Source organism: Streptomyces sp. NPDC001153 (assembly GCF_053598315.1).
Genome location: NZ_JBSFJZ010000027.1, coordinates 95,464 through 109,534, shown reverse-complemented (window position 1 = coordinate 109,534; position 14,071 = coordinate 95,464). Strand labels below are relative to the sequence as shown.

Genomic DNA, 14,071 nt, shown 5'->3' with positions numbered 1-14,071 from the left:
GCTGCAAGCTGATGCCGTAGGCCGTAACTGTCGAAGGAAGTGTCATGGTGGCGGTGGCCGCAGGCGCAATCGCCGGACCGTCGGCCCGGTGGGGGAGGGAGCCGTCAGGTGCGGGCGTGATCGCGGCAGTCGTGCTGTCGCCAGTGAGGTGCGCCCGGTTGATGCATGCGGCTTTCGGGTACGCGCCGTGACCGAGAGCGCGCCGCGGCCGACGACTGGCGCGCGGCGGCCCTGCCTGGTCGTGAATCCGCGTTCGGGTGGAGGGAAGGCGAGCCGGTTCCGGATCGCGGAACGCGCCCGCACGCTCGGAGCCCAGGTGGTCCTGATCGATCGTTCCCTCCCCCAGGACCTGGCGACGGTAGCCCGACGCGCGGTGGACGACGGTGCGGATCTGCTGGGCGTGGCCGGCGGAGACGGTACCCAGGCGCTTGTCGCCGAGGTGGCCGCGGAGAGCGGCCTGCCCTTCGTGGTCATTCCGGCGGGTACCCGCAACCACTTCGCCATGGATCTCGGCCTGGACCGTGGGGACCCCTCGGCTGCGCTGGAGGCCCTCACGGATGGCGTCGAGCTGCGCGTGGATCTGGGGTACGCAGGCGAGCGGGCGTTCGTCAACAACGTCTCGTTCGGTGCTTATGCCGCCCTGGTGCAGGACCCGGCTTATCGGGACGACAAGCTTGGCACGGCAGTGCGCATCCTTCCGGAATTCCTGGCCCGGCACGAGGGCCCGGAGCTGGTGGTCCGCACCGGGCTGCTCACCGTTGACGGGCCGGATGCCGTGCTGGTGAGCAACAATCCCTACCAGTTCGACGACCCGGTCGGGCTCGGCAGGCGGGCGCACCTCGACTCCGGCCTCCTGGGAGTACTGGCCGCCAGGGCGGAGACGCCCGCCGAGACGGCCACGAGGCTGCGCAGCGGGCAACCGCACGGCCTCACCCGTCTCGCCACGCCCGACGACGTCGTCGTCTACGCCGACGTCCCGGCCCTCCCCGCCGGGCTGGACGGCGAAGCCGTCAGCCTGCCGACTCCCGTGCGGTGCCGCATCAGCCCTCGGGCACTCCGGGTATGGGTTCCCCGGCATCGTCCCGGCGCCCAGCCTGCCGAGCGATCGCCAGGGTGAGCCGCCATTCGCCGGGTGGTCTGAACCTTGGGGAGCCGCTCCCGCCCGCCGCGCATGCCCGGCGGAACCCGCTACCCGTCCATTCACCTGCGAAGCCGTGACCTGGAGCCCCAGCATCTGACTTTTCGATCACCTATGAGGGTCTTGACGTCCAAGCCATTACATCTGATGATTTCATCAGAAAGAGCGAATTTCTCTGATATGACACATACCGCACCGTGTGCCGCTCACCGGGACATCGCTGTTCACCACCGCTGCACACAGGGTCGCCGGACCACATGCCGACGCTCCTACTTCCGCACCGATGGGATGGACCGCGATGACCAACACTGACCACACCCTCCTCGCCGAGCCGGTGAGCCTCCCCGAGGTGCCCGATGCCGCGATAGCGATGATCGATGCCGAGGGCATCGTCGTGGGGTGGACGCACGCCGCCCAACAGCTCGTCGGTTATGCCGCCGGGGAGGTGGTGGGCCGGTCCGCCGTACACGTGCTGCCGCCTCCCGAGGACGCACGGCGGGCTTCGGCGTTCGCCGAGCAGTGCCGTGCGCGGGGCGGCTGGTCCGGCACCGTCGCGATACGCCGCCGCGACGGCCACACGCTCAGGATGACGCTGCGGGTCTCGCTGCTACGGGGACAGGGCGACGACACCCGGTGGCTGGCGTCCGTGACGGACATAGGATCTCTGTCCTCGGGGGCGACCGGGGGACCGGTGCGCGAGTCGCTCCTTGCCCGAGCCCCGATCGGCATCGTCGTCTATGACGCGCAGCTGCGCTGTGTCTGGGTGAACGACGCCATGGAGCGGCACGACGGCGTGCCTCGTCACCGACGCTTCGGGCGCGGTCTGAAAGACTCACTGCCCGCCGTCGAGGCCGAAGCGCTCAAGGTCGTGATGCGACAGGTGCTGGAGAGCGGTACGACGACGGTGCACGAGTACCGTGCGTGGCCGCCTGCGGACCGGCCCCGCGAGCACGCGTTCTCCGCCTCCTTCTTCTGTCTCCAGGGCGCGGACGGCACCCCGTTGGGCGTGTGCTCCATGACCGTGGGCGTCACCGGAAACAAGCGGGCGCGCGAGCGCCTCGCCATCCTCAGCGAGGCCAGCACGCACATCGGCAGCACCCTCGACGTGATGCAGACCGCCCAGGAACTGGCAGAGCTCACCGTGCCCCTGCTGGCCGACCACGCCGTCGTCGACCTGGTGGAGTCGGTTCCGTTCGGACTCGAGCCCGCCGCACGGATCGGCACGACGAGCGGACGCCGCCCTGTGTTGCGCCGTGCCGGGGTGGCCTCCGTCGACCAGGGTGTCCTGGAGATGCCAGCGGTGCGTGAAGAGGTGATCCACGTCCCCCCGACCTCGTCGTTCGCCGCCGTCCTGCGCACGGGCAGATCTCACCTGGAACCGGTGCTGGACACTCATGCCGGCCCCTGGGTCGACCACGATCCGACGCGTGCGCAGAAGGTACGCGACAGCGGCGTCCACTCCTTGATGGTCGTACCCATCCGTGCCCGGCGCTGCGTGCTGGGACTGGCGCTGTTCGGCCGTTCCACGGAACAGACGCCGTTCCAGGAGGACGACCTGCTCCTCGCCGAGGAGCTGGTCACCAGGGCCCCGCTCTGTTTGGACAACGCGCTCCAGTACGCGCGCGAGCGCACCGCCGCTCTTGCGCTGCAACGCGACCTGCTCCCTCACCGGGTGCAGGGCGGTGCTGCCATCGAGGTCGCCTCGCGCTATGTGCCCGCCGACATGGACCACGGTGTGGGGGGCGACTGGTTCGATGTGGTCGAGCTGTCCGGCGCACGGGTGGCCCTGGTCGTCGGCGATGTGGTGGGACACGGCATCAACGCCGCGGCGACCATGGGCAGGTTGCGCACCGCCGTGCGCACGCTCGCGGACCTCGACCTGCCCCCGGACGAACTGCTGGCGCACCTCGATGACACGGTCCGGCGACTGAACGACGAGGACGCCGACGACACCGACCGGCTTCCCGCGGTCGTCGGTGCCACCTGCCTGTACGCCGTCTACGACCCGGTCTCCCGACGGTGCACGCTGGCACGGGCCGGGCATCCGCCGCCCCTGGTCGTCGACGCACAGGGCGGGGTCACCGTCCCCGACCTGCCGGCCGGAGCCCCGCTGGGCCTCGGTCTCGGCCTGGTGCCTTTCGAGTCCGTGGAACTGGAACTGCCCGAAGGAAGCGTGCTCGCCCTCTACTCCGACGGCCTGGTGGAGTCCCGCGGCGAGGACATCGACGTCGGCCTGCGGCGTCTGGGCGCCGCCCTGGCACAGCCCGGTGCCGCCCTGGAGGACCTGTGCTCGCGGGCGATGGAGACCTTGTCGGCGCAGGCACCGGCCGACGACGTCACCCTGCTCCTTGCGCGGACGCGCGCCCTGCCACCCGCCCAAGTCGCGTCCTGGGATCTGCCGAACGAACTCGTCACCGTCCCGACGGCCCGGCGTCTGGCCGCCCGTCAACTCCGTGAATGGGGTCTGGAGCCGCTGGTGACGGCCGTGGAGTCGCTCGTCAGTGAACTGGTCACCAATGCGATCCGCCACGGCGACGGCCCGATCCGCCTACGGCTCATCCAGCACCGGGTGCTTACCTGCGAAGTCTCCGACACCAACACTGGTCAGCCACGCTCCCGCCATCCCGGCAATCTCGACGAGCACGGCCGCGGCCTTCACCTGGTCGGTCGGCTGTCGCACAGGTGCGGTTTCCGCTCCGTGACAGACGGCAAGGTCGTCTGGGCCGAACAGGACCTGCCATCCCCAACAGGTGCCCGCTGAGCGCCGACAGCCGCCACAGGATCCCCATCTGCCGTAGTCGCGGAACCTCGTAATGAAAGCCAGAGACATGGACCCATCGGATGTTGAAATCGCCGACCCGGCAGGCGCCTTTCGAGGTGCGACGAGCGTCTTCGGCGCCGACCCCGGCGGCCGGCCGCCCGCCTTCGACGGTCTGGCCGCGGCAGTGCTCGACGATCGGGGCACGGTGGTGGGGTGGACCGGCACAGCACAGGACCTGACCGGGTTCTGCGCCGACGAGGTTCACGGCCGCCCCGTGCGGGAGCTCGTGGCCGACCTCCCGCACGACCCGCGCAGTGCCGCACAAGTGCCGGCGACCGGCCGGGTACGACTGCGTCACCAGTGCGGCAACACGATCGACGTTACATTCCGGACCACACGGGTGAGCGGCTCGGCGGACTTCCTCGTGCTCGCAGCCCCCACTCCTCACGTCGCCGACCACCGGCACGGCGCAGCCCTCCTGCGCGCACTGACCGCGCAGAACCGGATCACGATCGCCCTGCACGACACGGATCTCACCACCGTGCAGACGAACGCCATGCCGGACACTCCCGACGGCCGTCCCATACAGCCCGGCGCCCGACTGAGCGACGTGCTGTGGGCCGAGGACGCCGAGACCATCGAAGTGGTACTGCGGCAGGTGCTCGAGACGGGCGTCCCGGTGATCCACAGGCACCAGCGAGTGAGCTGGCGACACCATCCGGCGCGGCGACACGCGCTGTCGCTGTCCGCCTTCCGACTGGAGGACGCGCGAGGACGCCCTGCAGGAGTCGCAGCCCTGTACATAGACGACACCGACCAACTGCGTGCCCGCCGACAGCTGGATCTTGCCCACGCGGTCGCCGAGCGGGTGGGGGGCTCCCTGGATGTCTTGCGGACCGCCCAGGATCTCGCGGACGTCCTTGTACCCACCTTCGGTGATCTCGCAGCAGTCGACCTTGCGGAAGCCGTCTTTGACGGTGACGAACCCGCCGAGCGGCTGGGCGGAGGAGATCCGCATCGACGCAACGCGGCCCTGGCGCCGGCCACCGCGGACTGGCCGCCCGGCATCCAGCGCGGCAACCTCGTCCCATCCCTGTCCGACCACCCCCTCCTGCGCCGCTTCCAGCACGGCGAGACGGTCGTCTACGACCGGGACGACTACATCGCCCTGATCGGCGGTCCACATTCGGCCGAGCAGTTCCTCCCGCACGACGTCCAGGCGGTGATGGTGGCACCGCTGCACGCCGGCGGCCTCACACTCGGAGCGATCGTGGTCTGGCGAACCGGCCCCTCCGAACCGTTCACCGCGGACGAGGTGGATCTCATGAGGCAGATCGCCTCACGGGGAGCACTCGCCATCGACAACGCCCGCCGCTACACGCGCGAGCACAGAGCGGCCATGGCCCTGCAGCAAAGACTCCTTCCCCCGGCCACGACCGACACTCCGGCAGCCGAGACCGCCGGCGTCTACCTGCCCACAAACCGTGGGGGCGGCACCAGCGGCGACTGGTACGACGCCATACCCCTGCCCGCTCTCCGGCTGGCCCTCGTCGCCGGAGACGTGATCGGCCGCGGCATACCCGCCAGTGCCACCATGGGCCGTCTGCGCGCTGCCATCCAGACCCTCGCCGACCTCGAACTGGAGCCGGACGAGTTGCTCACGCGGATCGCCGACCTGGTTCAGCGCCTTGCGGCGGAAGCACCGCCTGGCGACCACGACGGCACGGGCGCTACCTGCCTGTACGCGGTCTACGACCCGGTCACACGACGCTGCGCCATGGCCAGTGCCGGGCACCCGCCGCCCGTACTCGTACGGCCCGACGGTAGTGCCGAAGCCGTCGACATCCTGCCGGGGCCACCCCTCGCCGTCTGCGGCATGCCGTACGAGACGACCACGATCGATCTCGAACCGGGCAGCGTCCTCGCGCTCTACACCGACGGCCTGGTCCACCGAGGTGCGCACGACGTCGGCGACGGGCTCCAGCGGCTGACCGATGCGCTCGCCACCTCCTGCCGCCCGGACCGCGCCCTGGACGAGACCGGCAGGGCCCTCCTCGACAACCTGGTGGACGCAGCACCGCGTGACGACGCGACCCTGCTGCTGGCACGTACCCGCGCCGTACCGGCCGAGGACACCGCTCACTGGCGGATATCGGCTGATCCGGCTGCCGTCTCGGGCGCTCGGGCATGGGCGACCCGCCAACTCACCGCGTGGGGGTTGGACGACCTCCTCTTCCCCACCGAACTCATCGTCAGTGAACTGGTCACCAACGCGATCCGCTACGGTCGTCCGCCGGCGGAGCTGCGACTGATCCGCCACCACGTTCTGGTCTGCGAGGTCACCGACTCCAACACCGCCCAACCCCGTCTGCGCCGCGCTCACACCACCGACGAGGGTGGACGCGGCCTGTTCCTCGTCGCCCAACTCGCCGAGCGCTGGGGCTGCCGCCACGGCCAGAACCACAAGACCATCTGGTCCGAACAGCCCATCGCGCGCGCCCACTGATCACGCCCGGAGCCGGCTGACGTGGCTGCAAGCCGGATAGACAGAGAACACCAGGTGGGTGCTGCCCTACGGTGGGGTCTGACTCCTGAGGTCGCCGGTCCAGTGGAGCCTTCCTTTCAGCGCGGTCCGTGGAAGTGCGGGCAGGCCGGACCGTGACGCTCGTTTGACGCTCCGAGAGATGGTCGATGGAGGGCGACCGTAAGGCGGCCCAGACCGCTGTCCGCCATTGCCGGTCACGAGTGGGCGGGCAGTCAACTCATTCTCAGCCTGCTCCGGCCAGGTTGGGCATTGGTTCGGGCGAAGCCATCCGGCTGTGGTCGGGACGTGCCGATGCGCCGGGATCGATGGGACGGTTGCGCGATGCCGTCCCGGACGGGGGTCTGACTCTTGAGATCTTTGACCGAAGTGTCCAGTCACAGGCTTGTCGACCGTCGTTGCGGGATGGCTTCTGCTGTCACCGAGCCACAGGGCGTGTCCCAATAGGGGCCCTGCCGAGTTCCAGGCGCCATCACGGTTCAGACCGCCCGAGCGGGCCGGTGCCATCCACCCAGCACGTCACCACGTGGGAGGCGAACCACCATGACGACCAGAGAGCGCAGTACCTCCAGCACGGATCCGCCCAATCGGAGTGAGGTCGTCCTGGGCGTGGACACGCACGGCGAGGTTCACGTCGCCGCCGTGGTCTCCCCGCTGGGGAAGGTCCTGAGCACAGAGTCCTTTCCGGCGACGGCCGTTGGCTACCGTCGGCTGTTCGTGTGGGCCCGCAAGCGGGGGACGGTGCGCCGGGCCGGTGTGGAGGGCACCGGTACCTTCGGCGCGGGCCTGTCCCGCTACCTGCTGACCCAGCAGATCCAGGTGTTCGAAGTGAACCGGCCCGACCGCACGGCCCGCCGTCTGCTCGGCAAGTCGGACCCGCTCGATGCGCAGGCCGCAGCGCGAGCCGTGCTCAGCGGTCGCACCCGGGCCCAGGCCAAATCCGGCGACGGACCCGTGCACAGCGCCCGGATCTACAAACTCGCCAAGGACTCCGCAGTCAAGGCCCGCACACAGGCGATCAACCAGCTCAAGGCCGTCCTAGTGGTCGCCGACCCCGCCCTGCGGGAACGGTTGTCGAGCTTGGGCAATGCCGAGCTGTTCCGCACCTGCGCGACCCTCAGCCCACCCGATGGTGGGGGAGACGAGGACGCGGTGGCCCAGGCCACCCACATGTCATTACGCATGCTCGCCGAACGCATCGAGCAGCTCACCGGGCAGATCAACGAGCTGAACCAACGCCTGACCCGGCTCGTCGAACGCCACGCGCCGCAACTGCTCGTACCGATGGGCATCGGCCCGGACAGTGCCGTCACTCCCCTGATCACCATGGGGGACAATCCCGAGCGGCTGTGCTCCGAGACGTCCTTTGCTGCCCTTTGCGGAGTCAGCCCCATCGAATACTCCTCCGGCCGGCGGAGCACGCGCCGGCTCAACCACGGCGGCGACCGGCAGGCCAACGCCGCCCTGTACCGCATCGTGTTCACCCGCCTGCGCCACGACCCCCGCACCCAGGCGTACTACGAACGCCGCACGAAGGAGGGCAAGACGCGACCTGAGATCATCCGATGCCTCAAACGGTATGCCGCCCGCGAGGTCTTTAACCTGGTCAGACCGGTGCCCAGCACCCCCGCGTTATAGGGGCGTCTGTGAGAGCGGCACTCGATGAGAAGCCCCGCGGGTGCGGCCTGGCGGGGCTTCTGAACAGGTGGGTTACAACGCCGGACACACGACCCAGGGACTTGATGCGATCAATGACGGGCTGCCAGTTCTCGTTGCCAGGCAGGGGTGGGTGCGGCCAAGACGCGCGGTGGGGGCGGGCGGGCTCAGGAAACAGCCCAGGCGCTACGGCGTGGGCGGCTTGCTTGGCGGTTCCCAGCCCTGGGTGAGGATGTCGAAGATTTCCTCGACGGCGGCCCGGCGGTCCTGCCGGCCGCGAGCGAGAACCGGGATCTGGAGTACGAATCGAGCAAGAGCCGCACATGCGAGGTTGTCGTGGTCCACGCCGATCTCGTCGGCGATGGCTGCACTGAGGCCGTCGGTGTGCCGGGTCCACATGCGTTCGGCGTACTCGCGTAGCGCCGGCGTTGAGTCGACCAGGTTGGTGAACTCGGCCATCTGTGGATGCGCCGCGATCGGCAGCCAGGTGTCGAGGACGTGCTGTCGGAGGGCATCGAGGATGCTCTGGCCGGATGCCCGCTGCCGCACTGCGGCGGTCAGTTCTGACTCCCGGTCCTCGTCCTCGTCGAACACCAGCGCTTCCTTGCCGCTGAAGTGTTTGAACACCGTAGCGGTCGACACGTCGGCGGCGTCGGCGATGTCACGGATGCCCACCTGATCGTAACCGCGCTCCAGAAAGAGCTGCAGCGCGGCGTCGGCGATCGCCTGTCGGGTGGCCGCCTTCTTGCGTTCGCGGCGGCCGACGGGGGGAACGGTCATGACTTGAGTGTATCCGATAGTCGAACCATTAGAAAAGTTGACTCGTTGCACTTTTTGATTTGATCTGCTTTTGTGGGTGTGGCTGTTGGCCGAGCGGCACATCCTCGCCGGCATGCAGATCGCCTGCACCGCACAGTTGGTCGCCGTCTCGTTCATCAAGGGCACCCCCGCTGCGGGGCCCGTCCGAGACCGAGGTTGACCCGGAACGCCCTGGTCTGCTCGCCCGATGCCCCCTCTTCGTCGACTGAAAGGAACAACCATGAACTCCCCAGAGCCCGCCCGCGCCGGCATCAGCATCATCGGCGCCGGACCCGGCGGCCTGACCTGCGCCCGCATCCTCCAGCAGCGCGGCATCGCGGTCACCGTCTACGACCGCGACCCGAGCCCCGACGCACGCAACCAGGGCGGAACCCTCGACCTGCACGCCGACAACGGTCAAATCGCCCTGCGCGAAGCCGGGCTGCTCGACGAGTTCTTCCAGCTGGCCCGCCCCGAAGGGCAAGAAATGCGCCAGATGGACCCCACCGGCCAGATCACGTCCCATGAAGTCCCCGAGACCGACGAGCTCTTCAAGCCGGAAATCGACCGCGGCCAGCTGCGCAGCCTGCTCCTCGACTCCCTGCACCCGGGAACCGTGCACTGGGGCCGCGCCCTCGACACGATCAGCGGGCCCACCGACGGGCCGCGGCAGTTGCGCTTCGCCGACGGTACGACCATCGAGACCGATCTGGTCATCGGCGCCGACGGCGCCTTCTCCCGGGTACGCCCGGCCGTGTCCCCCGCCGTCCCCCAGTACACCGGGGTGAGCTTCCTGGAGGCATGGTTCTCCGACGTCGACAACCGGCACCCCGATATTGCCGAGCTGGTCGGTTGGGGCAGCGCCCACGCAGCCGACGGCAAGCGTGGCCTGTTCGCACAGCGCAACAGCGGAGACCACATCCGCGTGTACATCATCCAGCGAGTCCCGGTCGACTGGATCAGCACGAGCGGCCTGACCACCGACGACACTCACGGCATCCGCACCGTGCTCTGCGACGAGTACGCCCACTGGTCGCCCCGCATGCGCCGGATGATCACCGAAAACGACGGCCCCTACGTCCACCGCCCGCTCTTCGCCCTCCCGGTGCCGCACACCTGGGAACACAACCCGACGGTGACCCTGCTCGGCGACGCCGCCCACCTCATGCCCCCGCTCGGCGTCGGCGTCAACCTCGCCATGCTCGACGCCAGCGAACTCGCCCTCGCCCTCGCCAACGCCGCCACCGTCGACGAAGCCATCCGCACCTACGAGAAGACCATGCTCCCCCGCTCCACCGAGACGGCCAAGGTCCTCGAACACGGCGCCGAGCACCTGCTGTCCACTGACGTACCCGACTTCGACAGCGACAGCGACAGCGACGCCCCGCCCCAAGGACCGGGATCACAGTGAGGTCTTCAGCCGACGCCAGCAGATGATGGCGCAGCCAAGGGTGACGAAGGCTTGGTGGATGTCGTCGCGAATCTCCCAGCGGCTACGCAGGCGCCGGAACCAGTGCAGCAACGCGACCGCGCCCTCCACGACCCAGCGGTGGATTCCGAGACCGGAGCCGTGCCCGGTGCCGCGTCGAGCGATGATTGGGGTGATTTCCAACCGGCGGACCCGGTCACGGTGCACGTCATGGCCGTAGCCGCGGTCGGCGTAGAGGCGCTGGGGGCGACGCAGCAGTTGGCCGCACCTGCCGTGGATCGGTGGAACGGCCTGGATCAGCGGGATCAGCTGGGTGACGTCGTTGCGGTTTCCGCCGGTCAGGGTCACCGCCAGAGGGATGCCATGCGCGTCGACAATCACGTGGTGCCTGCTGCCGGTCTTGGCCCGGTCCACCGGGGAGCGTCCGGTGGCCGGCCCGCCTTTCAGTGCGCGTATCAGTGCGCGTACGTGCGAAGAGCCGACGGCGGCCCGGGAGAAGTGCAGCATCCGGGCCGAACGTAGTTCGGCGAGCAGCAACTCGAGCAGGCGCTGCCACACCCCGGCATCGTTCCAGTCCCGCAGCCGCCGCCAGCAGCTCATCCCCGAGCCGAAGCCGAGCTCCTGCGGCAGGTGCCGCCACGGGATGCCGGTGTACAGCAACGAACAGGATCCCGCACGGCACCCGGCGGTCACCGATCCGCCGCCGCCCCGGATACCGGAAACGCCGCTCGACCACCGGCAGCAGCGGCTCGATTCGCTCCCACAGCCCGTCCTGGACCAGCCACGGCTTGCTCCCACCACGCGTCTCGGCCGCACCCGCCCCCTGCATGGCACGCACAACGAACTGACAACCCGTCATTCCCCAGCCGCGAACACGTCATTCTGATCCCAGTCCTTAGCCGAGTCTGCATGGCTGCAAGCACCTCCGCTCGTCCAGACAACTCCTGCCGATCAAGCGGTGAGTCCGGTGCCTGTGAGGCTTCCTTCGACGAGACCGGGTCGGTACCGGACCTGGCACGGGATTCGTGGGGTCACTTCATCGGTGTTCGGTGAGCAGCGCGGTGAGGCTGTCGGTGATCTGGTCGCGGGCGGCCGGCGGCAGTGAGGCCAGGCGGTGTTCGATCTCCTGGTCGAGGGTGGTGGCGGCGGCGTCCAGGAGCGCGCGTCCCTGCGCGGTGAGTTCCACGATGGAGGAGCGCCGGTTGGTGGGGTGAGGCCGGCGCTGGACGTGGCCGGCCTTTTCGATCCGGTCCACGGCTTGGCTGGCGCCGCCGCTGGTGATGGCGAGTTGGTCGGCGATGTCCTGGACACGGCAGTGGGGGGTCTGGGCGATGACGCGCATCGGCAGGTAGTGGGCGAGCGGCAGGTCATGGGTCGTGCGCAGGGCGGTGTCTGCTTCGTTCCACAGGTGGATCTGGGCGCGCACCACAAGCCGCAGGAAGTCCTCGTTGTTCACCGATCCGCTCCTCAATGCCTTGCCGTCATGGTTCATAGTGCTTAATATCTTAGCTCTAATGAACCTGGCTTCCAACACTGAGGACGACAGCCATGAGCACCATCCAGATGGACAAGGTCACTGCCCTGCTGCGCGGCTCTCCGCTCGACCTGGCACAGGATCCGCTGAAGATGCGTCCGGTGTACCGCGCCATGCTCACCGCCGCTCCGGTACCCGCCGACGTGCAAACCGAGCCGACCGTACTCGGCGGGGTCCCCGCTCTGCGGGTGCGTATCGAGGGGACGGTCCCGACCGCCACCATCGTGCACTTCCACGGCGGCTGCTACGCCGTCGGCTCCCCGGAGACCAGCCTCAACCTGGTTGCCAACCTCGCTCGCCGCACCGGCGCCGAGGTCATCTCCGTCGACTACCGGCTCACCCCTGAGCACCGCTACCCAGCCGCCGTCGACGACGCCCTCACGGCCTACCGTGCATTGCTGGACGCCGGAGGCGACCCGTTGCGGATCGCCGTCGCGGGGGAGTCGGCCGGGGCCGGTCTGGCGATGGCGACCCTGCTGGCCGCCCGGCGCGCAGGGCTGCCGCAACCCGCCGCGGCCCTGCTGCTGTCACCGTGGGTGGATCTGACCCAGTCCGGCCGCAGCCTGGAGTCCAAGGCCGAGGTCGACCCGTCGATGACGGCCACCGCCCTGCGCGTGCGGGCCGCGGACTACCTGGGCGACGCCGACCCGCGCGGCGAGCTGGCCAGCCCTGCCCTCGCCGATCTGCGCGGCCTCCCACCGATGCTCGTCCAGGCCGGCAGCCACGAGGTCCTGCTCGACGACGCGGTGCGCCTGGCCGCGCGTGCCGCGGAGGGCGACGTCGACGTCACCCTTGACGTCGTGGCCGGGGCACCGCACGTCTTCCAGGCGTTCGCCGCCGTCCTGGACGAGGCTGCCGCGGCACTCGACCGCGCCGCGGCCTTCCTGCGTGACCGTCTGGACCCGGCCGCCTCGCCGACGCAGGTCGTGGCATGACCGGCCGGCCCACGGCGCTGGTCACCGGAGCCAGCAGCGGCATCGGTGCCGCCACAGCACGGCTGCTCGCAGCACAGGGCTACGACCTGATTCTGGTGGCCCGCCGCGAGGACAAACTGGCCGCCGAGGCCGAGTCCTTGCGCCAGGCGGGAAGCCGGGTCGAGATCCTGCCCGCTGACCTGGCCGACCATCAGGGCCTACGCACCGTGGCGGACCGCGTCCAGGACGGCCCGGTGGACCTGCTGGTCTCCAACGCCGGTACCAGCGCTTACACGCCGCTGGCCGACCTCACCCCCGACGACGTCGACCACCTGTGGAGGCTCAACGCCACAGCGCACATCACCCTCACCCGGGCGGTACTCCCGGCGATGCTGCACACGGGCTCCGGCGGCATCATCACCGTCGCTTCCCTGCTGGCCTTCAGCGCCGGCCTCGACATGGGCTTCCCGCGCACCCTCTACGTGGCCGCGAAGTCCGCCGTCGTGGGCTTCACCCGAAGCCTCGCAGGCGAACTGCGCGGGACCGGGGTCAGTGCCACCGTCGTGTGCCCCGGCCTGGTCGACACCGAATGGTCCGGGGGCGCCAACCACGGCGACCCGCGGGCCATGCCCGCCCCCGACGTCGCCCAATCCCTCCTCACGGCCCACCGGCAGGGCGAAGTGCTGTGCGTTCCCGGCATCGAGGACCGCGACGTGATCCGACGCTGGACAGACACCGAACCCACCCTGCTGCTCCAGGGCAACCATGCCGAACTCGCCCCCAGATACAGGCGCCCAGCCCCGTGAACCGGGCTCAGGCACCGGCGGGCAGCTGGATCGGCCAGCTGACGGGCGGGTCGGCGAGCGGGCGAAGCCGAAGGTGGAGAAGCTCGCAGACGCTGCTCCGGTACCCGGCCGACAAGGCGGCGCCGATGAAACGGGCGGCGGGGCGTCGTTGGGCAGCTGGAAGGCACTCTCGGGCAGGCCCGAGCCGGTGTCGTCACCGACGCCCTCGGGCGGAGCGGTGACGATGGCGGGGATGTCGGCGACCGCCCAGTGCCAGAACCCCGACCCGGTGGGGGCGTCGGGGTCGTAGACGGTGACGGCGTAGCTCTTGGTGCCTTCCCTTCCAGGGCGCCGCTCCAGGAAAGCTACGGGGAGACATCCTTCCCGCCCGGGACGCCGAAGATCCCGGAGAACTGCTCGGGCGATCCGGCCGCGCCGTCAGTGACGGTGGCGCTGATGACGGTGAAGGGAAGCCGCCTCGGGGAGCCGGGTGAAGGGGTCGGTGGCGATCATC

The 14,071-nt window shown here is 69.6% G+C and carries 10 protein-coding genes and 1 pseudogene; 7 read left to right on the top strand and 4 right to left on the bottom strand.

Features of this window, described 5'->3' with window-relative positions:
* Nucleotides 1-187: 187 nt before the first annotated feature.
* From ACWDEN_RS28575 to ACWDEN_RS28560, 4 genes are all read left to right on the top strand, one after another.
* Entirely contained in the window at nt 188-1,117 is a 930-nt protein-coding gene (locus ACWDEN_RS28575) for a diacylglycerol/lipid kinase family protein (protein WP_450860569.1), read from the top strand.
* A 319-nt stretch (nt 1,118-1,436) separates the two neighbouring features.
* Complete coding sequence (locus ACWDEN_RS28570; RefSeq protein ID WP_450860567.1) at nt 1,437-3,899, top strand: SpoIIE family protein phosphatase; 2,463 nt, start codon at nt 1,437-1,439, stop codon at nt 3,897-3,899.
* A gap of 67 nt (nt 3,900-3,966) precedes the next feature.
* Nucleotides 3,967-6,405, top strand: a complete 2,439-nt coding sequence (locus tag ACWDEN_RS28565) for a SpoIIE family protein phosphatase (protein WP_450860565.1) — start codon at nt 3,967-3,969, stop codon at nt 6,403-6,405.
* A 579-nt stretch (nt 6,406-6,984) separates the two neighbouring features.
* Nucleotides 6,985-8,079: an IS110 family transposase gene (locus ACWDEN_RS28560; RefSeq protein WP_450860563.1), complete on the top strand. Its 1,095-nt coding sequence runs from the start codon at nt 6,985-6,987 to the stop codon at nt 8,077-8,079.
* A gap of 204 nt (nt 8,080-8,283) precedes the next feature.
* Here ACWDEN_RS28560 and ACWDEN_RS28555 read toward each other — a convergent pair whose 3' ends face one another.
* Nucleotides 8,284-8,877 carry a TetR/AcrR family transcriptional regulator gene (locus tag ACWDEN_RS28555; protein ID WP_351602347.1) on the bottom strand — a complete coding sequence of 198 codons (594 nt, stop codon included), beginning with the start codon at nt 8,875-8,877 and terminating at the stop codon, nt 8,284-8,286.
* A gap of 259 nt (nt 8,878-9,136) precedes the next feature.
* Here ACWDEN_RS28555 and ACWDEN_RS28550 point away from each other — a divergent pair, with 259 nt between their 5' ends.
* Entirely contained in the window at nt 9,137-10,306 is a 1,170-nt protein-coding gene (locus ACWDEN_RS28550) for an FAD-dependent oxidoreductase (RefSeq protein WP_450860561.1), read from the top strand.
* On the opposite strand, the gene ACWDEN_RS28545 is transcribed toward ACWDEN_RS28550, so the two are convergent.
* Nucleotides 10,298-11,153 (bottom strand): IS5 family transposase gene (locus ACWDEN_RS28545; protein ID WP_450860606.1). Its coding sequence is split into 2 segments (ribosomal slippage): nt 10,298-10,981 and nt 10,983-11,153, totalling 855 coding nucleotides; the frame shifts between segments, so codons are not numbered across the junction. The genes ACWDEN_RS28550 and ACWDEN_RS28545 overlap by 9 nt on opposite strands.
* Nucleotides 11,154-11,360: 207 nt before the next feature.
* Nucleotides 11,361-11,780, bottom strand: a complete 420-nt coding sequence (locus ACWDEN_RS28540; RefSeq protein WP_351602216.1) for a MarR family winged helix-turn-helix transcriptional regulator — start codon at nt 11,778-11,780, stop codon at nt 11,361-11,363.
* 92 nt (nt 11,781-11,872) lie between these two features.
* On the opposite strand from ACWDEN_RS28540, the gene ACWDEN_RS28535 reads away from it, so the two are divergent.
* Both ACWDEN_RS28535 and ACWDEN_RS28530 read left to right on the top strand, forming a co-directional pair.
* Nucleotides 11,873-12,793 (top strand): alpha/beta hydrolase, encoded by a 921-nt coding sequence (locus ACWDEN_RS28535; RefSeq protein ID WP_351602213.1) that lies wholly within the window; start codon nt 11,873-11,875, stop codon nt 12,791-12,793.
* Nucleotides 12,790-13,578 (top strand): SDR family NAD(P)-dependent oxidoreductase, encoded by a 789-nt coding sequence (locus ACWDEN_RS28530; RefSeq protein ID WP_351602210.1) that lies wholly within the window; start codon nt 12,790-12,792, stop codon nt 13,576-13,578. Before ACWDEN_RS28535 ends, ACWDEN_RS28530 begins: the two co-directional genes overlap by 4 nt.
* A 100-nt stretch (nt 13,579-13,678) precedes the next feature.
* Here ACWDEN_RS28530 and ACWDEN_RS28525 read toward each other — a convergent pair.
* A pseudogene (locus ACWDEN_RS28525) lies at nt 13,679-14,070 on the bottom strand (YbhB/YbcL family Raf kinase inhibitor-like protein); the annotation flags it as partial.
* Nucleotide 14,071: the final 1 nt, after the last annotated feature.